The 21,354-nt window shown below is 71.5% G+C and carries 20 protein-coding genes and 2 pseudogenes; 11 read left to right on the top strand and 11 right to left on the bottom strand.

The genetic code is table 11. The features are described from left to right. Nucleotides 1-159 precede the first annotated feature (159 nt). From MTQ10_RS12530 to MTQ10_RS12510, 5 genes are all read right to left on the bottom strand, one after another. Nucleotides 160-1,632: an MFS transporter gene (locus MTQ10_RS12530; RefSeq protein ID WP_247466191.1), complete on the bottom strand. Its 1,473-nt coding sequence runs from the start codon at nt 1,630-1,632 to the stop codon at nt 160-162. 157 nt (nt 1,633-1,789) lie between these two features. Next, nucleotides 1,790-2,200 carry a hypothetical protein gene (locus tag MTQ10_RS12525; RefSeq protein ID WP_247466188.1) on the bottom strand — a complete coding sequence of 137 codons (411 nt, stop codon included), beginning with the start codon at nt 2,198-2,200 and terminating at the stop codon, nt 1,790-1,792. 155 nt (nt 2,201-2,355) lie between these two features. Beyond that, nucleotides 2,356-2,934, bottom strand: coding sequence for a hypothetical protein (locus tag MTQ10_RS12520; RefSeq protein WP_247466185.1), 579 nt, complete (start codon nt 2,932-2,934; stop codon nt 2,356-2,358). 77 nt (nt 2,935-3,011) lie between these two features. Next, nucleotides 3,012-3,518 carry a hypothetical protein gene (locus MTQ10_RS12515; protein ID WP_247466182.1) on the bottom strand — a complete coding sequence of 169 codons (507 nt, stop codon included), beginning with the start codon at nt 3,516-3,518 and terminating at the stop codon, nt 3,012-3,014. Nucleotides 3,519-3,730: 212 nt separating this feature from the next. Then, the gene (locus tag MTQ10_RS12510; protein ID WP_247466179.1) at nt 3,731-5,398 is read right to left on the bottom strand and encodes a beta-N-acetylhexosaminidase; all 1,668 of its coding nucleotides are present in this window, start codon (nt 5,396-5,398) and stop codon (nt 3,731-3,733) included. 155 nt (nt 5,399-5,553) lie between these two features. Here MTQ10_RS12510 and MTQ10_RS12505 point away from each other — a divergent pair, with 155 nt between their 5' ends. From MTQ10_RS12505 to MTQ10_RS31630, 6 genes and pseudogenes are all read left to right on the top strand, one after another. Continuing rightward, nucleotides 5,554-6,159, top strand: coding sequence for a 2-oxo-4-hydroxy-4-carboxy-5-ureidoimidazoline decarboxylase (locus MTQ10_RS12505; protein WP_247466176.1), 606 nt, complete (start codon nt 5,554-5,556; stop codon nt 6,157-6,159). A 231-nt stretch (nt 6,160-6,390) separates the two neighbouring features. After that, entirely contained in the window at nt 6,391-6,771 is a 381-nt protein-coding gene (gene sdhC, locus MTQ10_RS12500; protein ID WP_308404564.1) for a succinate dehydrogenase, cytochrome b556 subunit, read from the top strand. A gap of 5 nt (nt 6,772-6,776) precedes the next feature. Next, on the top strand, nt 6,777-7,259 hold the full coding sequence (locus MTQ10_RS12495; RefSeq protein WP_247466173.1) for a succinate dehydrogenase hydrophobic membrane anchor subunit: 483 nt from the start codon (nt 6,777-6,779) through the stop codon (nt 7,257-7,259). Between the two features lie 22 nt (nt 7,260-7,281). Next, nucleotides 7,282-9,036 (top strand): succinate dehydrogenase flavoprotein subunit, encoded by a 1,755-nt coding sequence (sdhA, locus tag MTQ10_RS12490; RefSeq protein ID WP_247466170.1) that lies wholly within the window; start codon nt 7,282-7,284, stop codon nt 9,034-9,036. Next, entirely contained in the window at nt 9,036-9,797 is a 762-nt protein-coding gene (locus tag MTQ10_RS12485; protein ID WP_247466167.1) for a succinate dehydrogenase iron-sulfur subunit, read from the top strand. The genes sdhA and MTQ10_RS12485 overlap by 1 nt, the downstream gene beginning before the upstream one ends. A 405-nt stretch (nt 9,798-10,202) precedes the next feature. Continuing rightward, a pseudogene (locus tag MTQ10_RS31630) lies at nt 10,203-10,358 on the top strand (IS30 family transposase); the annotation flags it as partial. A gap of 72 nt (nt 10,359-10,430) precedes the next feature. Here the strand turns inward: MTQ10_RS31630 and MTQ10_RS12480 are convergent. The 3 genes from MTQ10_RS12480 to MTQ10_RS12470 all read right to left on the bottom strand — a co-directional run bounded on the left by MTQ10_RS12480 (nt 10,431) and on the right by MTQ10_RS12470 (nt 11,798). Beyond that, the gene (locus MTQ10_RS12480; RefSeq protein WP_247466164.1) at nt 10,431-10,691 is read right to left on the bottom strand and encodes a TM2 domain-containing protein; all 261 of its coding nucleotides are present in this window, start codon (nt 10,689-10,691) and stop codon (nt 10,431-10,433) included. A 236-nt stretch (nt 10,692-10,927) separates the two neighbouring features. Then, a complete protein-coding gene (locus tag MTQ10_RS12475; RefSeq protein ID WP_247466161.1) occupies nt 10,928-11,302 on the bottom strand; it encodes a DUF2752 domain-containing protein in 375 nt (124 codons plus the stop codon). 70 nt (nt 11,303-11,372) lie between these two features. Continuing rightward, complete coding sequence (locus MTQ10_RS12470; protein ID WP_247466158.1) at nt 11,373-11,798, bottom strand: TM2 domain-containing protein; 426 nt, start codon at nt 11,796-11,798, stop codon at nt 11,373-11,375. A 223-nt stretch (nt 11,799-12,021) separates the two neighbouring features. Here MTQ10_RS12470 and MTQ10_RS12465 point away from each other — a divergent pair. The 3 genes and pseudogenes from MTQ10_RS12465 to MTQ10_RS12455 all read left to right on the top strand — a co-directional run. Continuing rightward, a pseudogene (locus tag MTQ10_RS12465) lies at nt 12,022-12,426 on the top strand (VOC family protein); the annotation flags it as partial. A gap of 89 nt (nt 12,427-12,515) precedes the next feature. Then, complete coding sequence (locus MTQ10_RS12460; RefSeq protein WP_308404563.1) at nt 12,516-12,764, top strand: hypothetical protein; 249 nt, start codon at nt 12,516-12,518, stop codon at nt 12,762-12,764. A gap of 39 nt (nt 12,765-12,803) precedes the next feature. Next, entirely contained in the window at nt 12,804-13,709 is a 906-nt protein-coding gene (locus MTQ10_RS12455; protein ID WP_374117600.1) for a TetR family transcriptional regulator, read from the top strand. A 30-nt stretch (nt 13,710-13,739) separates the two neighbouring features. Here MTQ10_RS12455 and MTQ10_RS12450 read toward each other — a convergent pair whose 3' ends face one another. Beyond that, entirely contained in the window at nt 13,740-16,148 is a 2,409-nt protein-coding gene (locus MTQ10_RS12450; RefSeq protein ID WP_247466194.1) for an MMPL family transporter, read from the bottom strand. 218 nt (nt 16,149-16,366) lie between these two features. On the opposite strand from MTQ10_RS12450, the gene MTQ10_RS12445 reads away from it, so the two are divergent. Both MTQ10_RS12445 and MTQ10_RS12440 read left to right on the top strand, forming a co-directional pair. Further along, nucleotides 16,367-17,065: a response regulator transcription factor gene (locus tag MTQ10_RS12445; protein WP_247466152.1), complete on the top strand. Its 699-nt coding sequence runs from the start codon at nt 16,367-16,369 to the stop codon at nt 17,063-17,065. Beyond that, nucleotides 17,062-18,576, top strand: coding sequence for a sensor histidine kinase (locus MTQ10_RS12440; RefSeq protein WP_247466149.1), 1,515 nt, complete (start codon nt 17,062-17,064; stop codon nt 18,574-18,576). The genes MTQ10_RS12445 and MTQ10_RS12440 overlap by 4 nt, the downstream gene beginning before the upstream one ends. A gap of 207 nt (nt 18,577-18,783) precedes the next feature. Here the strand turns inward: MTQ10_RS12440 and MTQ10_RS12435 are convergent, their stop codons facing one another. Continuing rightward, a complete protein-coding gene (locus MTQ10_RS12435; protein ID WP_247466146.1) occupies nt 18,784-20,325 on the bottom strand; it encodes an ABC transporter substrate-binding protein in 1,542 nt (513 codons plus the stop codon). A 178-nt stretch (nt 20,326-20,503) separates the two neighbouring features. Beyond that, on the bottom strand, nt 20,504-21,354 hold an 851-nt coding region (locus MTQ10_RS12430), incomplete at its 5' end, for a metallophosphoesterase (protein WP_247466144.1).

Genomic DNA, 21,354 nt, shown 5'->3' with positions numbered 1-21,354 from the left:
GCCCAGTATCCCGGCCCCGCGTCGGGGCCGGGATACTGGGCCCGGCGTCCGGCGCCGGGTCACTCCAGTAGGCCGTACGAGGGACAGACCCGTCATTTCCCGGTTTTTCGGGACTTGACAGCCGAGCGGTCCCGCCCCGTCAGCCCCGCGCCCCGCGCCTCAGCCGGCCCGCGACTCCACCGGCTCCGGCGCCGTCTCCGCCCTGTGCGGCATGGGCGCGCGCGGCGCGTCCACGACCACGCCCGCGATCAGCGCGGCCAGCAGCAGCGCACCCATGGCCCACCAGGTGGCGACGTTGAAGCCGTGCACGGTCGCCTCGGCCTGCACCGCACGCCGGTCCACCCCGGGCCCTCCGTGGGCCACGAGATAGCGGGAGGTCACGCTGGCGGCGATGGTGTTGAGCAGGGCCGTGCCGATCGAGCCGCCGACCTGCTGTGCGGTGTTGAAGGTGGCCGACGCGGCGCCCGAGTCGCGCGGCGCGACACTGCCCGTGGCCAGGGACACCGAGGTCATCATCGCCGTGCCCATGCCGAGCCCGAGCATGATCATGCCGGGCAGGACATGGCTGGCGTACGCCGGAGCCACCCCGACCTGCGCGATGAGCGCGAGTGCGCCCGCGGCCAGCAGCAGCCCCGGCACCATCAGGGTGCGCGGCGGCACCCTGTTCAGCAGGCGTGCGGCGATCTGCGTCGAGCCGACGATCATCCCGGCGGTCAGCGGCAGGTAGGCGAGGCCGGTCCTGACGGGCGAATAGCCGAGGACGCCCTGCATGTAGTAGGTCAGGAACAGGAAGACGCCGAACATGCCGACGGTGACCAGCAGCGTCGTCAGGAAGGCGCCCACCCGCTGACGGTCCCTCACCACCGACATCGGCAGCAGCGGGACGCGGGCGCGGGTCTGCCACAGGGCGAACAGGCCGAGCAGGGCCAGCCCGCCGAACAGCAGCGTCAGCACCAGCGCGTCGCCCCAGCCGCGCGACTCCGCCTCGGAGAAGCCGTACACCAGCGCCAGCATGCCGCCCGAGCCGAGCAGCGCGCCCGGCACGTCCAGGTGCGCGTCGGGGTGGCGTTCGCCGGCGGCGAGCAGCATCCAGGCGCCCGCGAAGGCGACCAGCGCGACCGGCACGTTGACGTACAGGCACCAGCGCCAGTCCAGATACTCGGTGAGGAAGCCCCCGGCGATCAGCCCGATCGCCGCGCCCGCGCCGACGATGGCGCCGAACACACCGAACGCCCGCCCCCGGTCCTTCGGGTCGGTGAACGTGGTCGCGAGCAGCGACAGCGCGGACGGCGCGAGCAGCGCGGCGAAGACGCCCTGGAGGGCGCGGGCGCCGAAGAGCATGCCCTGACCGGTGGCGGCGCCGCCGAGCGCGGACGCGGCGGCGAAGCCGAGCAGCCCGACCATGAAGGTGTTCCTGCGGCCGGCGAGGTCGGCGATCCGCCCGCCGAGCAGCAGGAGCCCGCCGAACGCGAGGGTGTAGGCGGTGATGACCCACTGCCGGTTGCCGTCCGACATGTTCAGGTCGGCCTGGGCGGAGGGAAGTGCGATGTTCACGATGGTCATGTCGAGGACGACCATCAGCTGCGCGAGCGCGATGACGACCAGCGCCCACCAGCGTCGGCTGTCGGCCATGAGGCCTCCCGGATCGGACGTCTGTCCCCGAGGTCGCCCTCCATGCTCCCTCGCGATCCGAACATTTGGGAACGCCACCGTCTACTGATTACGGCGATTTTGCCGCTGCCGCACGGACGGCGAGGTGACACCTACAGCGTGCGACCGCACGCCCGTGTCACCGTCCGCCCCTCACCGCTCCGCCCACCGCGTCCCGGCACAGCAGCCGCAGGGAGCCCTGCCCGGCGAAGCAGCGGCGGGCCTCGTCGAAGGGGTCCCAGAACCGGCCGTCGGGGGTGCGCAGCCAGTGCTCGCCGCCGGTCGCCCACCACTCCGCACCGGTCTGCCGGGCGATGACCTCACCGGCGTACGCGCCGAAGCCGCGCAGCACGTGCTCCACGGCGGCGTACGGGGCGCCGTCCCGCCGTATCTCCTCGATCAGCCGGTCGACGCGCCACAGGCTCCGCGCCGAGTAGTCGAGGCGGAGCCGTGCGCCCTCGCGCATCGTCGCGACGGTGTCGGCCGCCCAGCGGACGGGTTTCGCCGCCGCCGACGGCCGGGTGTCCTGGGGTGTCACGTAAGTCGTCACACCCCGAAGAGCGCCGGGCCGCGGCGGCGCGTCACGCGGATCGGGCGGCTTTCCGCAACCGGCGCGAAACCGCCCCGCGACCCCCCACGAACGATCACAGGACCCCCCACCGCCGGGGTTTGAGCAGGCCCGTTCCGCGGAACGCCCTGCTCCGCTCAGCCCCGCCCCCGGGCCCGCCGCGACACCACGGCGCGCAGGATCCGGCGTCCCTCGGTGGAGACCTCCAGGGCGGGGCGCAGGCCGGCGGCGCCGTGCTCGGCGAGGAGTTCCAGGACGGTGATCTGGCGGCGCAGCTCGGCGGCGACGAGCGGTGACATGCCGTCGGTGCGGCCCTCCCGGTGCGCGTCGACCGGCTCCGCGTCGCCGACGGTGCCGTCGGAGTCGGCGCCCGGGTCGAGGAGCCGGTGGATCCGCAGGGAGGCGACCGAGCAGGCGTCGGCCCAGGCTCGCAGTCCGTCGCCGGAGGGTTCGGCCGGGGCGGCGGTCAGCATGCTCCGGGCCAGTTGGGCGGCGGCGTCCTCGCCGGCGCCTTCCCCACCCGACAGCTTGTCGCGCACCTGTTCGAGGATGGTGCCCCAGGTGCCGGGGTCGGCACCTTCGGCGAGGCTGCCCCACAGGGGTCGCAGCGTCTCGTCGTCGCCGCCCAGCAGGGGCAGGCACCGATCCAAACAAGCCAGACCGCCGGCCGCCAGTCCTCGCTCGTCCGCCTGAGAGATCAGCTCGACCAGGCTCATCCACGCCTCCCTCGACGGGGCGCCATCCTTATACGGAGCCCGCACTTTCCCTTACTGCGTGCGACGGCCCGGTAGTGTCACAGGGGTACGACACCCAGCAGACCGAGGAGCCGGAACAGCAGGTTTTCGGCCAGTTCCGTACCGTCGTCGGAGAATACGTCGAGGAGGTCCGCCGCGTTCGCGTCCCGGCCGGCCTCGGCGGCCCAGGCGACGGCGCGGGCGGTCGCCTCCTCCGGCGGGAGGAAGTAGTCCTCCAGGGTCAGTCCGTCGGCGCCGGCCCCCACATAGCGGGCGGTCGCGGCCCGCGCGAGGCAGGCGGTCCACGCCCCGCTGTCCGGCGCGGCGGCCTCCACGACGACGCAGGCGCCGTCCATGACGTATCCGAAGAGGGCGGGCGCGCCCGTCTCCCGGGCGAGCGCGTTCATGCTGCCGACGTCGCCGTCCGCGCTCGGGTACTCCCACACCTGCCGGCCGTCCGGCGCCGACGCGCGCGGCGTCAGTTCGCCCGCGACCGCGGACAGCGCCCGCGTCTCGGTGAGGGGCCGCTCGGACCGCCCCACCACGAAGTACCCCCAGTACCCCATCGAGTCCCCCCGGTTCTCCGGCCGGTTCTCCCGGCTCACCGCGACGGCCGGCCCGCACGGCTCGGGCCGGTCCCCACGGCCGACGTGTACAGCTCAGCCCTACAGCTCGGCCGACCGGATACATCACAGCCGTACGCCCGTACGTGACAGAGCGCCGGACCCGGCGCGTCGCGCCCCGGCCCGCCCGGTGCGCGGCACCCCTCGGCGCCCGCTCACCCCAGCCGGTCGGCGAGTGCCCGGAACTGTGTCCAGGTGAGGGAGGGCTTACCCGGATTCCACAGCTTCTGCACCATGGCCCGCAGCGGCATCCGGATGCCGTCGGCGACCTGGGCCTGCGTCTGGCTGTTCGGCAGGTCGCCCCAGACGGCGAAGAAGCCGCCGGGGATCTGCGCGTCGTAGGAGGCGGGGACGGCGGTGCTGCCGCGCAGCACGCGGGGCGTCCACTCCTCGTAGATGCGCTTGCCGGTCGGGTAGACGAACTGGTTGGGCTGTCCGAGCACGTAGTACAGGTACTCGTCGTTGTAGTTGAGGACCGTCCGCCCCGCCTTCAGATACTCCAGGGGCGGACGGGCGCCGATCTCCTTGCCGGTCCAGTAGGCGACCTGGATGTCCTTGGCCGGCTGCACGGACGTGTTCCGGAAGAATCCGTCGTTCCAGGCGACGAGGGTGCGGCCGGGGGCGCGGACGGCGTCGGCGCGGTCGTTGAGCCAGCCGGTGGTCAGGTCGGCGATGGTGCCGCCGGAGCCGTAGGCCTCGCGGGCGGCGGCGGCGAGCTGCGGGTAGGACGCCGCCGGGTTCGAGGCCATCAGCGCCACGTACTCGTCACCGCCGAGGTGCCAGGTGCCGTCGGGGAAGAGGCCGGAGTACTCCTCCAGCAGGTCGTCGAGGATCGCGGCGGCCTTGTCCTGGGTGATGTCGAGGGCGCCGCGCGGGGTCCTGCCGGCGGCGCTGCGCAGCTGTAGGTCCGGGTGGGCGTCGATGACGGCGCCGAGGTGGCCGGGCGAGTCGATCTCGGGGACGACGGTGATGTGCCGCTGGGCGGCGAGGTCGACGATCTCCTTCACCTGGGCCTTGGTGAGACGGTCCTTCGAGACGACCTCGGGGTGGGTGGAGGACTCGATACGGAAGCCCTGGTCGTCGGAGAAGTGCAGCCCGAGCCGGTTGAACTTCAGGTCGCCGAGTTCGCGGACCCGGTCCTTCAGCCAGTTCACGCCGTACGGCTTGCGCGCGATGTCGATCATGAGGCCGCGCACCGGTTTGGCGGGCTCGTCGCGGACGACGCCCTCGGGGGCCGTGCCGCCGCCGTGCACCTCCTGCTTGAGGGTGCGGGTGCCGTAGAAGACGCCGGCCTCGCCGGGCCCGCTGATGACGACCCGCCCGCCGCGCACGGTCATGCTGTACGACTCGGGGTTCGCGCCCTCGTCGTCGTTGAGCGCGAGGCGCACATCGCCCGTGCGGACGTCCTTCGCCTCGCCGGCGTAGGCGAGGCCCAGCTCGCCCGCGATCAGCCGGCCCTCGTCGGCCAGCTCGGGGTCGCTGACGACGACGCGTTCCCCGCGGGCGGGCTTCCAGCCGGGGCCGCGGGCGGGCGTGTGGGAGCGCACGGCGGGGATGGTGCTCGGCGCCGTGGACATCGGGTAGGTGCGGGTGGGGGTCGGGGACGGGGCCCGTGACACGCCCGCCGCCGCGTCCGAGCGGGCGTCGGAGGGCTGGTGCGTGGTGGCCGTGCCCGCCGCCGCGCCGGGCGTGCCGCTGCCGCCGGTCGACGCCCATACGCCGAGGCCGGTGCCGAGGGCGACCGTCCCGGCGAACGCCGCCGCGACGACATACCGCCTCTGCCTGATCTTTTTCGCCGGAGCCCGGCGCCTGTGCTGGCTCACTGCGCCAACCTATGACCCTCTCGGAGTGGAGTGCGTCCACCCCACGCTCTCAAACTCTCCCGTCCGAGTGAAATTCGGGCATCTGTCGGACACGTCGTGACCACACTCGATAACGTGAGGTCACAGCTCTCACTGTTTCCCCTGCCGGCTCCCCCGTGACACGAGGACCCACGCTGCCAGCGCACCGTCTTCCCCACCCGTCCGGCCGTCCGGCCGTACCGGCCCTGCCCGAGCAGTTGCGCACGAGCCCGCCCTCCCGGCCGCCGCTCGACGTGTTCAACACGGCCCCCGCCGACGAGGCCCACCGCCTTCTGCTGGCCTGCCTGCGCAGCAACCGCTGGGCCCACCGGATCGCGGCCCACCGCCCCTATCCCGACCCGGGGGCGCTGCTCGCGGCCTGCGACGAGGCCGCGTACGACCTGTCCCCGGCGGACCTGGCGGAGGCGCTGGCGGCGGAGTCCCTGCCGCCGCTGCCCGCGGACACCTACGGCGCGGCCCATACGGCGCTGAGCGCGGCGCACGCCGCATACGAGGCGCGGTTCGGTCATGCGTTCGTCGTATGCCTCGACGGTGTACCACCTCAGGAGACCCTGGATCGTCTTCTCGAAGGCATTCGGTCACGTTTGACCAACGATCCTGAGGAGGAACGGGTGGTTGCTGCGGAGGAACTGCGACGACTGGCCCGGGAACGCCTGTGCGACGCACTGGGCGCGACAGGCGCCCACACGGGCGGAAGCGGTCGTACCGCGCCCCGCGTGTGACCGAAAACGGTCAGGTCATAGCCGTCATACGGCCATAAAGCGCCCGGCTCGGTCCTGTCACTAGTCCACCCGTACCTCTTTGCGTGCCAGTTTGATCACACCGAGGGACCCCAGCTGAGCGCGGCGCCAGCGCGTCGCTACGATGCTGGGGGCCGGTGGACCGTACCCGGCCGGGCCCGACCGACACCGAAGCCGGCGCGGCCCCAACCCCCGCTCCCGGAGGAAACTTCCGTGCCGGCTGGAACGCTGTACCGCGGCCGGGAAGGAATGTGGTCCTGGGTGGCTCACCGAGTCACCGGCGTCCTCATTTTCTTCTTCCTGTTCGTTCACGTGCTGGACACCGCTCTCGTCCGTGTCTCCCCCGAGGACTACGACAAGGTCGTAGCCACCTACAAGACGCCGATCGTCGCCTGCCTTGAGTACGGCCTCGTCGCCGCCATCCTCTTCCACGCCCTCAACGGCCTCCGAGTCATCGCCGTCGACTTCTGGTCGAAGGGCCCCCGCTACCAGAAGCAGATGCTCTGGACCGTCGTCGTCGTGTGGCTCGTGCTGATGCTCGGGGCGATCTACCCCGTCCTCGGCCACGCCGCCCGTGAAGTGTTCGGGAGCTGACGTCCATGTCCACGACTGAAACCACCGCATCCGGCGTCGGCCCCGTCGAGGGCGGGTCCGTCTACACCGTCGACAACCCGGCGCCGCTCATCGAGCCGCCGCGCAAGCGCACCAAGAAGACCCCGACGTCCACCCGCGGCAACTTCGAACTGGCCGCCTGGCTGTTCATGCGCCTGTCGGGTGTCGTCCTCGTCGTCCTCGTCATCGGCCACCTGCTGATCCAGCTCGTACTGGACGGCGGCGTGTCGAAGATCGGCTTCGCCTTCGTGGCCGGCCGCTGGGCCAGCCCCTTCTGGCAGGTCTGGGACCTGGCGATGCTGTGGCTGGCGATGCTGCACGGCGCCAACGGCCTGCGCACGGTCATCAACGACTACGCGGAGCGCGCGAACACCCGCCTGTGGCTGAAGGCGCTGCTGTACGCCGCCACGGTGTTCACCGTCCTGCTGGGCACGCTGGTGATCTTCACCTTCGACCCGAACATCCGCTAGGCCACGGGGCTGAGGAAACCTGATGAAGATCCACAAGTACGACACCGTCATCGTCGGCGCCGGCGGCGCCGGTATGCGTGCCGCCATCGAGGCGACGAAGCGCAGCCGCACGGCCGTCCTGACCAAGCTCTACCCCACCCGCTCCCACACGGGCGCCGCGCAGGGCGGCATGGCCGCCGCGCTCGCCAACGTGGAGGAGGACAACTGGGAGTGGCACACCTTCGACACGGTCAAGGGCGGTGACTACCTGGTCGACCAGGACGCCGCCGAGATCCTCGCGAAGGAGGCCATCGACTCCGTCCTCGACCTGGAGAAGATGGGCCTGCCGTTCAACCGCACCCCGAACGGCACCATCGACCAGCGCCGCTTCGGCGGTCACAGCCGCAACCACGGCGAGGCGCCGGTCCGCCGGTCCTGCTACGCGGCCGACCGCACCGGCCACATGATCCTCCAGACGCTGTACCAGAACTGCGTCAAGGAGGGCGTGGAGTTCTTCAACGAGTTCTACGTCCTCGACCAGCTCATCACCGAGGAGGACGGCGTCAAGCGGTCCGCCGGTGTCGTCGCCTACGAGCTGGCGACCGGTGAGATCCACGTCTTCCAGGCGAAGGCCGTGATCTACGCCTCCGGCGGCTGCGGCAAGTTCTTCAAGGTGACGTCGAACGCGCACACGCTGACCGGTGACGGGCAGGCCGCCGTGTACCGGCGGGGCATCCCGCTGGAGGACATGGAGTTCTTCCAGTTCCACCCGACCGGCATCTGGCGCATGGGCATCCTGCTGACGGAGGGCGCCCGCGGTGAGGGCGGCATCCTCCGCAACAAGGACGGCGAGCGCTTCATGGAGAAGTACGCGCCGGTGATGAAGGACCTGGCATCGCGTGACGTGGTGTCGCGGTCGATCTACACGGAGATCCGCGAGGGCCGCGGCTGCGGTCCCGAGGGCGACCACGTCTACCTCGACCTGACGCACCTCCCGCCGGAGCAGCTCGACGCCAAGCTCCCCGACATCACCGAGTTCGCGCGCACCTACCTCGGCATCGAGCCGTACACGGACCCCATCCCGATCCAGCCCACCGCGCACTACGCGATGGGCGGCATCCCGACCAACGTCCAGGGTGAGGTCCTCGCCGACAACACCACGGTCGTGCCCGGCCTGTACGCGGCCGGCGAGGTCGCCTGCGTCTCCGTGCACGGCGCGAACCGCCTCGGCACCAACTCGCTGCTGGACATCAACGTCTTCGGCAAGCGCGCGGGCATCGCGGCGGCGGACTACTCGCAGAAGGCCGACTACGTCGACCTGCCGGAGAACCCGGCCGAGTTCGTCGTCTCCCAGATCGAGCGGCTGCGCAACTCCACCGGCAACGAGCGGGTGGCGGAGCTGCGCCGCGAGCTGCAGGAGACCATGGACGCCAACGTCATGGTGTTCCGCACCGAGCAGACCATCAAGACGGCCGTCGAGAAGATCGCCGAACTCAAGGAGCGCTACAAGAACGTGGCGATCCAGGACAAGGGCAAGCGCTTCAACACGGACCTGCTGGAGGCCATCGAGCTGGGCAACCTGCTCGACCTCGCCGAGGTCATGGCGGTGTCGGCCCTGGCCCGCAAGGAGTCCCGCGGCGGCCACTACCGCGAGGACTACCCGAACCGCGACGACGTCAACTTCATGCGCCACACCATGGCGTACCGCGAGGTCGGCGCCGACGGGTCGGAAACCGTCCGTCTCGACTACAAGCCGGTCGTCCAGACCCGCTACCAGCCGATGGAGCGTAAGTACTGATGGCTACTCCCGTAATGGACAAGGTCGAGGCGCAGTCCGCGGCGTCCCCGTACATCACGGTCACGTTCCGGGTCCGCCGCTTCAACCCGGAGGTCTCCGCCGAGGCGACCTGGCAGGACTTCCAGCTGGAGATCGACCCGAAGGAACGCGTCCTCGACGGCCTCCACAAGATCAAGTGGGACCTGGACGGCACGCTCACCTTCCGCCGCTCCTGCGCGCACGGCATCTGCGGCTCCGACGCGATGCGGATCAACGGCAAGAACCGCCTCGCGTGCAAGACGCTGATCAAGGACATCAACCCGGAGAAGCCGATCACGATCGAGCCCATCAAGGGCCTGACGGTCCTGAAGGACCTGGTCGTGGACATGGAGCCGTTCTTCCAGGCGTACCGCGACGTGATGCCCTTCCTCATCACGAAGGACACCAACGAGCCGACGCGTGAGCGTCTGCAGTCGGCGGAGGACCGCGAGCGCTTCGACGACACCACGAAGTGCATCCTCTGCGCCGCCTGCACCTCGTCGTGCCCGGTCTTCTGGAACGACGGCCAGTACTTCGGCCCGGCCGCCATCGTCAACGCGCACCGCTTCATCTTCGACTCGCGCGACGAGGCCGGCGAACAGCGCCTGGAGATCCTGAACGACAAGGACGGCGTCTGGCGCTGCCGCACCACGTTCAACTGCACGGACGCCTGCCCCCGCGGCATCGAGGTGACAAAGGCGATCGCCGAGGTCAAGCGAGCCCTGATCACGCGCCGCTACTGACGCCCGGTCCCCGCCGAGAGCGCCACGCGGGCCCCTCTTCCCCTTCCCGGGGGGGGGAGGGGCCCTTGTGCATGGGTGGCCTTGTCATCCGCCGACCTCTCGCCTTCCCAGGCAGCCAGGTCGTAGCTCACGACGTGCGAACCCGGCCTTCGTCTTCTCCTTCGGGCAACGTCTGGGCGCTCGCCCTGCGGCTCGGCTTCCCGCGCCCGATCGCGCCGCTGATCGCGTGCGGCAACCGCCGCGCCTCCCGCTGCCCGGCCTGCTCCCGCCTCCACGCCGCTGGCAGCCACCGCCTCATCCGCGCCGGCCTTTGCGGCGTGTGTCGGCGCCCGCCGTTGGCGGGCCGGTTGCCGTCAGCGTTGCCGTCAGAAGGCAACCACTGCCGGGAAAGTCCGGCCGGATCGATGGCAACAGGGAACGGGGCATCCAGGCGGGTGGTCGCTCCCGCGAGGGCGGTCTCCCGAAGACCTCGAACACGTCGCCCAGGAACGCAACGGCCGCCCACACAAGACGCTCGGCTGGGATACCCCAGCCGAGCGTCTACGTGATCTGCTCACCACCTGGAACCAGGTGGTGTTGCGACGACCCCTGAACCCAAGAAGTGCGGACAGGGGCCCCGCAGGTGCCGGTGCGTCAGCCGCGCAGGACGCGGCCCTGGGCGTCTGTGCGGTTGTTGCTCGTGAAGAAGATGATCGCGTCGATCAGGGCCCAGAAGCCGAGGCCGCCGCAGGTGAAGAGCTGGGCGAGGGCCATGCCGGTGTGGCCGGTGTAGAAGCGGCCGATGCCCAGGCCGCCGAGGAAGAGCTGGAGGACACCGGCGACGACCTTGGACTTGTCGGAGTAGGGGCGGCCCTGGGGGTCGTAGCCGTAGGGCGTGGGCGCGGGAACGGACATGCGTGTGGCTCCTGTTGTGCATTACGGGGACGGGGTCCGGGCGAATGCGGCAACAGCGGCGGGACGGTGTGCGGCATGCGGCATGCCGAACCGTGCGGCCCGTGCGTGATGATTCCCCCGGCGATCTTGGATCGTAGAGGGGGCCCGGGCGGGGTGGGGAGGGCTCGCCTCACATTGTGTCGGTTCTGTGATCGATGGCCGGAAAGCGGCGGTGGGACGGAGCGGCCGATCCGGGGTCAGAGCACGTTGCGGGCGACCGTCCAGGCGAGCGCCGTCAGCAGGATCGCCGCCTGGGCGCGGCGGGAGAGGGCGGGGCGCCAGCGGCGGCCCCGGAGGCCTTCGTAGGTCCAGCGTGCGAGCAGGGCCAGCGCGAACGGGGAGGCCAGCAGGAGGAGGCGGTTGTCCAGCCAGGCGGCGTGCAGGTCGCCGTGGAGGAGGTCGTACGTCATGCGGGTGCCGCCGCAGGCCGGGCAGAGCAGGCCGGTGACGAGGCGGAACGGGCACCGCGGGAGCAGATGGCCGGATTCGTGCGGGTCGGTGACGTAGAGGTATCCGGCGCCGGCGGCTCCCGCGGTGAGCAGCCCGAGGGGGGCCGCCGCGGGATGCCGCACGGCGGCCCGGAGGTATGCCCACCGGGGCTGCGGGTGCCGGCGGGCCGGCGTGTGCGCGGACACGGGCGTCTCAGCTGCGCAGGACCCGGCCCTGGGCATCCGTCTTGTCGTTGCTCGTCAGCAGCATGATGCCGTCGATGAGCGCCCAGAAGCCGAGGCCGCCGCAGGTGAAGAGCTGGGCGAGGGCCATGCCGGTGTGGCCGGTGTAGAAGCGGCCGATGCCGAAGCTGCCGAGGAAGAGCTGGAGGACACCGGCGACGATCTTCGACTTGTCGGAGTACGGCCGCCCGAAGGGGTCGTAGCCGTACGGCGCGTTGGGGTCGCCGGTGTAGGTGCCGGGCGGCACAGCGCCCTGCGGGTAGCCGTAGCCCGGCTGCTGGTAGGCGCCGCCCTGCGGGTAGCCGTAGCCCGGCTGCTGCGGCTGCTGGTAGGGGCCGGCGTTCGGGTAGCCGTAGCCCGGCGGCTGGTTCGGCGGCTGCTGTGGCTGTTCGCTCAAGGTATCCGTGCTCCTGGGATGCGGTTCCCGCGCCCACTGCGCGGGCCCGTGGCTGCTCGCGGTCGCGAGCCACGGACATCTTGCCTGACGTGTCCTGAACGGGTGAAGTCCCGCAGGGGTGCCCCCTGGGCCGTCCCTGCCGCAGCCCCTTCGGGGCGGGGTGGTCTGTGCCTGGGTGTCGTCAATCGTTCACTGCTGACTTTATTGCACCTATTTTGATCGTATGTCAGATGACGAGTCGTACGAGCTGCTCGGGTTCGACAACGTGCTGATGCCCGTCGGGGATCTCGCGGAGGCCGTGGGGTTCTACGAGCGGGCGGGGTTCGCGGTGGGCTTCCGGTTCGACGAGGCGGGCATCGCGCTGCTGCGGGTCGGCGAGGAGACGCCGGGGGTGCTGCTGCGACGGGAGGAGGGGGTGCTGCACCGGCCGCCGGGGTGGCCGTGTCCGCGGCTGTGGATCGAGGTGCCGGACGCGCGGGCGATGGGCGAGCGGCTGGCGGCGGCCGGGATCCCGCCGCTGGAGGAGCCGTTCTCCGTGGCCACGGGGTGGACCGTGGAAGTCGCCGACCCGTGGGGGAACGTCGTCGGCTTCACCGACTACACCAAGCGGCCCGAGCTGGGGCGCAGACGCGCGGCACCCTCGACGAGGTCACCGTCGTCGGGGACGCCGGGCAGGTCCACCGGGGCGCCGCCGCCTGGATCGTCGTCCTGGGAGCGTTGAAGGAGCACCGGCCGCTCGCCCACCGGCTCGGCGGCAGCCGCACCGGGAGGCTCGTCGTACGCAAGGCGGTGCCGGCCGCCGCCCGGTGGCGGGGCGAGGCCCGGCACCGGACCGGGTGGGGCGGGCGCGTGTACCGCGGCGCGGACGGTTGGTCGTACGGCCCCTCCTACGGCTGGTTCCGCGCCCAGGCCGCCGGCTGCGACGACGGCTCCTGCGCCACCGGCCCGCTTCAGGACAGGCACTGAGGCCCCCGACCCCGCCCGTTAGGCTCTGTATCCGTGCCCGTGACACCCCTGCCCGAACAGCCCGAACAGCCCGGTCAGCCCGGTCAGCCCGCTGAGCCTGAACCGTCCCGTTCCGTACGGCCCGAGAAGCCGGGCGGCCCGGGCTGGACCGCCAAGGGCGCGAAGGGCGTCACGGGCGGGAGGGCCGGCAAGGGCGACGGCCCGCACGACGGTCCCGCGACCCCCAAGTCCGAGCAGACCCGCGCGCTGATCCTGGAGACGGCGATGCGGCTGTTCCGGGAGCGCGGCTACGACAGGACCACCATGCGGGCCATCGCCCAGGAGGCGGGGGTCTCGGTCGGCAACGCCTACTACTACTTCGCCGGCAAGGAGCACCTGATCCAGGGCTTCTACGACCGTATCGCCGCCGAACACCAGGCCGCCGCACGGGAGATCCTGGACCGCGAGACCGACCTGGAGGCCCGCCTCGCGGGCGTGCTGCGGGCCTGGCTGGACGTGGCGGCGCCGTACCACGAGTTCGCCGTGCAGTTCTTCAAGAACGCCGCCGACCCCGACAGTCCCCTCAGCCCCTTCTCGCAGGAGTCGGAGCACGCCCGCGAGGAGGCGGTCTCCGTGCACCGTGAGGTGCTGGCGGGGGCGCGGAAGACGAAGGTGCCGGAGGAGCTGCGGGACGTACTGCCGGAGCTGATGTGGCTGTCGCAGATGGGTCTCGTCCTGTACTGGATCTTCGACCGGACGGAGGGCCGTGAACGCAGCTACCGGCTGGCCGACCGGGGCGCGAAGCTCACCGCGCGCGGTGTGGCGCTGGCCCGGTTCCGGGTGCTGCGGCCCCTCGTGCAGGAGGTGCACGAGCTGTTCACCGACTTCCTGCCCGGCATGACCCGTGTCCTGCCCGACCCGAACGGCAACGGGCGCCGAGGCCGGACGTCACCCGAAGGCGAGTGACCCCCGGACGCCCCGGCGCCCGCCCCCGCGTCAGCTGACCGCGTCCACCTCGCCCTCCGTCAGCTCCACGTCGAACACCAGCGGCCCCTCCCCCACCGTCACGTGCCGGGCCCGCGAGCCGTACGACGAGGCCGTCGCCGCCAGCAGATACGTGCCCGGCGCCGGGACGGAGACGATGTACGAGCCGTCGGCCAGGGAGCGCACGAGGTCCAGTTGCCGCCCGCCGGAGGTCAGCAGCGTCACCGAGGCGCCGTGCACCGGGGCGCCCGAGGCGTCACGCACATAACCGTGGATCGCTGACGCGGGCCCCGCGGGCTGTGCCGGGCTGGGCGCCGGGTCCTCCGCCGGTTCCACCGCGAGGTGCGGCAGCCGCTTCTCCAGCCACGCCGGCAGCCACCAGTTGGACCTGCCCAGCAGATGCATCGCCGCCGGCACCAGCGCCGTACGCAGCACGAACGCGTCCAGCGCGACCGCCGCCGCCAGGCCGACGCCGGCCATCGCCGCGCCGGAGTCGCCGCTGAGGACGAACGCGAGGAAGACACACACCATGATCAGGGCCGCGGAGTTGATCACCCGGCTGGTCTCGGCGAGGCCGACGCGGACCGCGCGCGCGTTGTCCTTGGTGTGCACCCACTCCTCGTGCATCCGGCTGACGAGGAACACCTGGTAGTCCATCGACAGGCCGAACAGCAGCGACAGCATGATCACCGGCAGGAAGGCGTTGATCGGGCCCTCCTTGCCGAGACCCAGCGTGTCCAGGCCCCAGCCCCACTGGAACACGGCGACGAGGACACCGAAGGAGGCCGCGGCGGCGATCAGGTTCATCAGCGCCGCCGTCAACGGCACCACCAGGGAACGGAACGCCAGCAGGAGCAGCAGGAATCCGAGGCCGATGATCGTGGCGACGAAGTACGGCAGGCGTTCGCCGGTCACCGACGCGAAGTCCTTCGACACGGCGGTCACCCCGCCGACATGGGCCTCGGCTCCGGCCTTCGGGATGACCTCGTCGCGCAGGGTGTCGATGAGGTCGTCGGTCTCCTTCGACTGCGGGGACGTCGTCGGGATCACCTGGATGACGGTGACGCCGTTCGCCGGCGGCAGCGGTACGGCGCGGGCGACACCGTCGGTGGCGCGGATGCCGTCGGCGAGGGCGGTCGCGTCACCGCCGTCGGTCACCACCTGGAGCGGGCCGTTGAAACCGGGACCGAAGCCCTCCGCGAGAAGGTCGTACGCCTTGCGGGTCGTCGTGGACGCGTCGTCGTTGCCCTGGTCGGTGGCGCCGAGCCGCAGCGACAGCACGGGCAGCGCCAGCACCGCCATCACGGCGACGGCGAGGACGGCGATCGTACGGGGCCGCCGCTGCACGGTGTGCGACCAGCGGACGGCGAGCCCGCTGGTGCGCTCCGGCTCGGGCCCCTCCGCGGCCAGCCGGCGCCGCTGACGGCGGCTGAGGACACGCGGCCCGAGGAAGCCCAGCAGCGCCGGCAGCAGGGTGATCGCGGCGAGGACGCTGAGGACGACCGTGAGGGACGTGCCGATGACGACACCGTCGAGGAACCGCAGGTTCGTCACGAGCATCCCGGCGAGCGCGATGCACACCGTGCCGCCCGCGAACAGCACCGCCCGGCCGGAGGTGTTCAGCGCGGTGACCGCCGAGGTCTCCGGTTCGGTGCCCTGGAGGACGCCGCGCCGGTGCCGGGTGACGATGAACAGGGCGTAGTCGATACCGACACCGAGACCGATCAGGGAGGACAGCAGCGGCGCCAGGTCGGGGATGTCGGTGGTGTGGCTGAGCAGCTGCACCCCGAACAGGCCGATGCCGACACCGAACACGGCCACCGCGATCGGCAGCAGCATCGCGAACAGCGAACCGAACGCGAGGAACAGCACGATCGCGGCGGCGGCCAGACCGACCATCTCCGCGAGACCCTGCGGGGGTTCCTGCACCCGCTGGATCGCCTGCCCGCCCAGCTCCACCTGTAGCCCGTCGAGGCGGGCGCCCTGCGCCATGTCTACGACATCCTCGATCAGGGCCTTCGGGATCTCGTCGGCCCGCTGCGTGAACGTGATCTGCGCGTACGCGATACGCCCGTCACGGCTGATCTGCGCGGCGCCCTGCTGCCCGGTGTACGGGCCGGAGACATCACCGACACCGTCCATCGCGGCGATCCTGTCCAGGACGGGCTGGATCCGGGAGCGGACCGCGTCGTCACGGACGCTGCCCTGCTCGACCTTCCACACCACCGTGTCGGTGTCGCCCGCACGGTCCGGGAAGGCCTTCTCCATCAGGTCGTACGCGCGTTTGGAGTCCGTGTCCGGCAGGGAGAAGACATTCGCGTAGTCCGTGCCGGCCGCGGACGCGGACGCCGCCAGGCCCAGCAACGCCCCCACCCACAGCAACAGGACCACCAGCCGGTGCCGGTAGCACCAGCGTGCCAGTGCAGTCACGCTCAAGCTCCTTCGGTCTCGGGCGGATCGCCCTCGCTCGGTCCCCCGGGTCCTGGCAGCAGCATCGGCAGGGGTACGGGCGCGCGGACACCCGGCGCGCGTGACTCTCAACGAACTCCAAGGGTCACCGGAGAAAGCCCAGGACGACTCTCAAGGAACTCCAAGACTCCGGCCGCCCCGAGGCCCGTCCGCGCGCCGATACTGGGGACATGACGACGGCATCTGGACCGCCCGGCACCGTACTGGTGGTGGAGGACGAGGAGTCCATCGCGGACGTCCTCGCCATCGCGCTGCGCTACCACCGCTTCGAGGTGATGACCGCGCCCACCGTCCGCGAGGCCCTCGCGCTCGCCGAACGCACCCGGCCCGACGCCGCGCTGCTCGACGTGATGCTGCCGGACGGCGACGGCCGCACCCTCGGCCGCGAACTGCGCGCCCGCAGGCCCGAGATGGCGCTGGTGTTCCTCACCGCGCGCGACGCGCCCGCGGAGATCGTCGGCGCGCTCGGCTTCGCCGACGACTACATCACCAAACCGTTCAACATCGACGAGGTCGTCGCCCGGGTCACGGCCGTGCTGCGCCGCACCCGCCCCGCCGACGTGCTGCCGCAGCGGCCCCCGCTGCGCTACGGCGACCTGGAGCTGGACGAGACGACGTACTGCGTGCGCCGCGCGGGCCGCACGGTGGAGCTGACGCCGACCGAGTACGCGCTGCTGCGGTTCCTCGTCCGCAACGGCGGGCGGATCGTGCCGAAGGAGCAACTGCTGCGGCACGTCTGGCAGTACGAGCACGCGCCCGCCGAGTCGACGGTCGTCGAGACGTACATCAGCTATCTGCGGCGCAAGCTGCACGCGCTGGGCCCGCCGGTGATCACCACCCGGCGGGGTGTCGGATACGGGCTGGCATGACGCTCCGGCCCCGCCTGCTGCGGCACGCGCGCCGGCTGCGCCACCCGCTCCGGCTGCGTCGCCCGCTGCCGCGGCGGCCCCGGCTGCGCTCGCTGCGCGCCCAGCTGACCCTGGCCAACGTGGTGCTGCTGGCGCTCGGCATCGTCGCCGCGACCGCCGTCAGCCTCATGGGCATGCGGCACTATCTGCTCGACCAGATCGACAACGAGCTGACCCGCAGCCGTGACTCGCTGGCCGCGGCCCGGCTGACCGTGCGGCAGATCGACTCGCTGAGCGTGATGGCGTTCGTCCGCGAGCAGATCGCGCCCGGCCAGGCCTCCGGGGAACGCCCCGCACCGGACACCCTGTACACCGCGCTCGACGCACAGGGCGAGCCGTGCGCCATGTTCGGGGTGGCGCCGACCGACGCCCAGCGCGATCTCGCGCGGGCGATCGGCGACCCGGACCCGCTGGTCAGCGCCCCCGACCCGGTGGATGTGTCCGTGGGCGACACCCCGTACCGGGCGACCGCGATCCGCCTCGCCGACGGCACGTACATCCTGTTCGCCGCGTCCACCGGCGCACTGCACCAGGGCGTCACCAAGGCGCTCAAGCTGGATCTGACCGTGGGCACGCTGCTGCTGGCGCTGCTGGCCTGCCTGACCATGTTCAGTGTGCGGCGGCGGATGCGCCCGCTGGAGGACATGGTGGAGACCTCGTCGGCGATCGCCGAGGGCGATCTGACCCGCCGGGTGCCGTCCAGCCGGGAGGCTTCGCTGGAGGTGGAGCAGCTGCGCCTCGCGCTGAACTCGATGCTCCAGCAGGTGGAGTCGGCGTACCGGACACGGGAGCGCAGCGCGGCCCAGCTGCGCCGGTTCGTCGCGGACGCCTCGCACGAGCTGCGCACGCCGCTGTCGGCGATACGCGGCTATCTCCAGCTGTACGACAAGGGGATGCTGCGCGAGGAGACCGAGCGGCGGCGGGCCTGGGCGCGGGTGATGGCGGAGGCCGACCGGATGGGGCATCTGGTGGACGAGCTGCTGACGCTGGCCCGGCTGGACCAGCAGCCCGAACTGCGGTTCAGGAACGTGGACGTGAGCCGGCTGGTGCGGGAGGCGGCGGAGGATCTGCGGGCGCAGCAGCCGCAGCGGCCGGTGACCGTGGAGGCGGATGGGGCGCTGCTGGTGCAGGCCGACGAGCCGGGGCTGCGGAAGGTGCTGGGGAACCTGGCGGCGAACGTACGGGTGCACACACCGGCCGATGTTCCGGTGCGGCTGTCGGTGGAGCGTGCCGACGGGGAGGTGCGGCTGTGCGTGGAGGACAAGGGGCCGGGGCTGGCCGCGGAGGACGCGGCGCGGGTGTTCGACCGGTTCTTCCGGGCGGGCGGCGGTGCGGGCAGCGGGCTCGGCATGGCGATCGTGCAGGGTGTCGTACGGGCGCACGGCGGTGAGGTCACGGTGCGTACGGCGCCGGGTGAAGGGCTGGCGGTGACGGTGACGCTGCCGCTGCGGGGGCCGGCGGACACGGCTTAGGGGCGCTGTGTGCGGGGGTGCCGATTGCGTGCCGCTCTGCGGGTGCCGGGGTGCGGCAAGGCCGGGCGCGGCACTCGGGATACAGAAGACAACATACGGCATACGGGATGCGGAAGGCGGTGTACGAAAGGCGCCCTGCGGCATACGGAAGACCGCCCCCCGGCATACGGAAGGCGGCCTGCGGCATGGCGATGTCTGCTCCGGGCCTCAGATCCAGGTGAGGCTCCACAGCCGGAAGACGCCGCTGCCGTCGGACAGGTACTGGCCGCCGCCCACGTCCTCGCTGGTGACGATGTACTCCTTGCGCTGCCACAGCGGAATCGCCGGTACGTCCTTGGCGATACGTTCCTGCACCGCGCGGAGGTCCTTGGACGCCCGCGCTCGGTCGGCGTACTGCTGCGAGGACTTGATCAGCCGGTCCACGACGGCGTTGCTGTAGCCGGTGTTCATGGTGCTGTCGGTGCCGATGAGCGGTGAGGCGAAGGTGTCCGGGTCGGGGTAGTCGGCGACCCAGCCGACGGCGTACGCGTCGAGCTTGCCGGTGGCCCAGCGCTTCTGGAAGTCGGTCCACTCGTAGCCCTTGACGTCGACCTGGAACAGGCCGGACGCCTCCAGCTGCCGTTTGATCTCCTCGGCCTCCTCGGCGGCGGCGCCGCTGCCGATGCCGTAGCCGTAGGTGAAGCGGACGGGTGTCTCGACGCCCGCGTCCTGGAGCAGGGCGCGCGCCTTGGCGACGCTCTGCGTCGGGTAGGCGTCGAAGAAGGACGTGGTGTGGCCGATGAGGCCGGTCGGGATGAGCGAGTAGAGCGGGTCGACGGTCCCGTCGTACACGGTGGAGGCGAGCCGTTCGCGGTCGATGATCCAGGCGATGGCGCGGCGCACCTCGACGTCGTGCAGCGGTGAGCCCTTGCGGGTGTTGAAGTACAGGTTGCGGGTGTCGGAGCTGTCGGCCTCGGTGACGCGCTGGCCGGGGTCGCTCGGGTTGAGCTGGGCGAGGACGTCCGGCGGCAGCTGCCGGGTGGCGACCTGGACCTGCTTGGCCTTCCACGCCTCGTCGAGCGCCTTGGGGTCCTTGTAGTAGCGCAGGTCGACGGGTGCTCCGGTGCTCTTCACGGCGCCCTTGTAGCGCGAGTTGGGCGACAGTGTCGCGGAGGAGCCCTTGGTGTACGAGGTGAGGGTGTACGGGCCGGTGCCGTCGACGCTCGTGTCGGTGCGCAGTTTGTCGGCGGGGTAGCGCTCGGAGTCCACGATGGCGCCGGCGCCGGTGGCCACCTTGAACGGGAAGGTGGCATCCGGTGAGGTCAGGTGGAAGGTGACCTTCATGCCCCGGGCGTCCACGGAGGCGAGGGTGGACAGCAGGGCGGCCGGGCCGACATCCGAGTTGATCTTCTTGACGCGGTCGAAGGAGAACTTCACGTCTTCCGCGGTCATCTCGCGTCCGCTGGGGAAGGTGAGCCCCTCGCGCAGTGTGCACCGGTACGTGGTGAGGCTGCCCGCGTCGAAGGAGCAGCTCTCGGCCGCGTCCGGGACGGGCTGGACGCCGCCCGGCTCGTAGGTGAGCAGCGACTGGTAGACGTTGCTGAACAGTGCCCAGGAACCGGCGTCGTAGGCGCCTGCCGGGTCGAGCGAGGTGATCGAGTCGGTGGTGCCGACGACGATGGTGGCGCCCTTGTCGCCGTCCGACGGCAGCAGTTGCCAGGCTCCGAGACCGGCCGCCGCGAGCACGAGCAGCGCAGCCAGAACCCGCATGCGAACAGATCGCATGGTGTTGGTGTCCTCCCCAGGCCCTGAACGGGCCCCCCACGTGTGCCACTCCCCTGTGGCGTCCACCTCCCCTGGTGGCGGGGCTCACCTAATCACACGGGTTTCGGCGGGGGAAGAGATCGTTTAGTGAAATAAGGAAAGACTTACCTTCGTGGCCGGGCCGTCAGATGGCGCGTGCGGCCAGTTGGACGACGGTGATGTCGGAGGGTGCGCCGACCCTGGTGGGCGGCCCCCAGGCGCCGGCGCCGCGGGAGACGTACAACTGGGTGTCGCCGTAGCGTTCCAGGCCGGCCACGGTGGGGTTGGCCAGTTCGGCGATGAGGCTGCCGGGCCACAACTGGCCGCCGTGGGTGTGGCCGGAGAGCTGGAGGTCGACGCCGTGCCGGACGGCCTCGTGGATCTGCACGGGCTGGTGGGCGAGGAGCACGCACGCGCGCGTGGTGTCTCGGTCGCCGAGGGCGCGGGCGAAGTCGGGGCCGTGGCCCTCGTTCTCGCCCTGGACGTCGTTGACGCCGGCCAGGTCGAACCAGGGAAGCTCGGTGCGGGCGTTCTCCAGCGGGCGCAGTCCGAGGTCGCGTACCTCGGCGACCCACTGTTCGGCGCCGGAGAAGTACTCGTGGTTGCCGGTGACGAAGAAGCTGCCGTGCCGTGCCTTCAGCCGGGCCAGCGGGGCGGCGGCCGGGCCGAGGTCCTTCACGCTGCCGTCGACGAGGTCGCCGACGACGGCGATCAGGTCGGGCTGGGTGGCGTTGATCGTGTCGACGACCTTCTCGGCGAAGCCGCGGCCGAGGACGGGGCCGAGGTGGATGTCGCTGACGACGGCGATGCGGTAGCCGTGGGCGGCGCGGGGCAGCTTGGCGAGCGGGACGGTGACCCGCTTCACGGACGGGCCGCGCAGCACACCGTACGTGCCGTACCCGACGGTCCCGACGGCCGCCGCGGCGGCGGCACCGGCGACGACGCGGGAGACGAACAGGCGGCGGGAGAGGGCGGACGGCTGCCCGGTCACGGGGG

It is taken from the genome of Streptomyces sp. XM83C (genome assembly GCF_023072675.1).
Taxonomy (GTDB): Bacteria; Actinomycetota; Actinomycetes; order Streptomycetales; family Streptomycetaceae; genus Streptomyces; species Streptomyces thermocoprophilus.
This window is presented reverse-complemented; position numbering and strand designations above follow the sequence as displayed.

What these genes read in the sequence shown, in the direction of transcription:
- MTQ10_RS12530 (WP_247466191.1), bottom strand. Translation starts at nt 1,632, where the DNA reads ATGGCCGACAGCCGACGCTGGTGGGCGCTGGTCGTCATCGCGCTCGCG.
- MTQ10_RS12495 (WP_247466173.1), top strand. Translation starts at nt 6,777, where the DNA reads ATGTCCACGACTGAAACCACCGCATCCGGCGTCGGCCCCGTCGAGGGC.
- MTQ10_RS12435 (WP_247466146.1), bottom strand. Translation starts at nt 20,325, where the DNA reads ATGCGGGTTCTGGCTGCGCTGCTCGTGCTCGCGGCGGCCGGTCTCGGA.
- MTQ10_RS12515 (WP_247466182.1), bottom strand. Translation starts at nt 3,518, where the DNA reads ATGGGGTACTGGGGGTACTTCGTGGTGGGGCGGTCCGAGCGGCCCCTC.
- MTQ10_RS12520 (WP_247466185.1), bottom strand. Translation starts at nt 2,934, where the DNA reads ATGAGCCTGGTCGAGCTGATCTCTCAGGCGGACGAGCGAGGACTGGCG.
- MTQ10_RS12480 (WP_247466164.1), bottom strand. Translation starts at nt 10,691, where the DNA reads ATGTCCGTTCCCGCGCCCACGCCCTACGGCTACGACCCCCAGGGCCGC.
- MTQ10_RS12445 (WP_247466152.1), top strand. Translation starts at nt 16,367, where the DNA reads ATGACGACGGCATCTGGACCGCCCGGCACCGTACTGGTGGTGGAGGAC.
- MTQ10_RS12485 (WP_247466167.1), top strand. Translation starts at nt 9,036, where the DNA reads ATGGCTACTCCCGTAATGGACAAGGTCGAGGCGCAGTCCGCGGCGTCC.
- sdhA (WP_247466170.1), top strand. Translation starts at nt 7,282, where the DNA reads ATGAAGATCCACAAGTACGACACCGTCATCGTCGGCGCCGGCGGCGCC.
- MTQ10_RS12440 (WP_247466149.1), top strand. Translation starts at nt 17,062, where the DNA reads ATGACGCTCCGGCCCCGCCTGCTGCGGCACGCGCGCCGGCTGCGCCAC.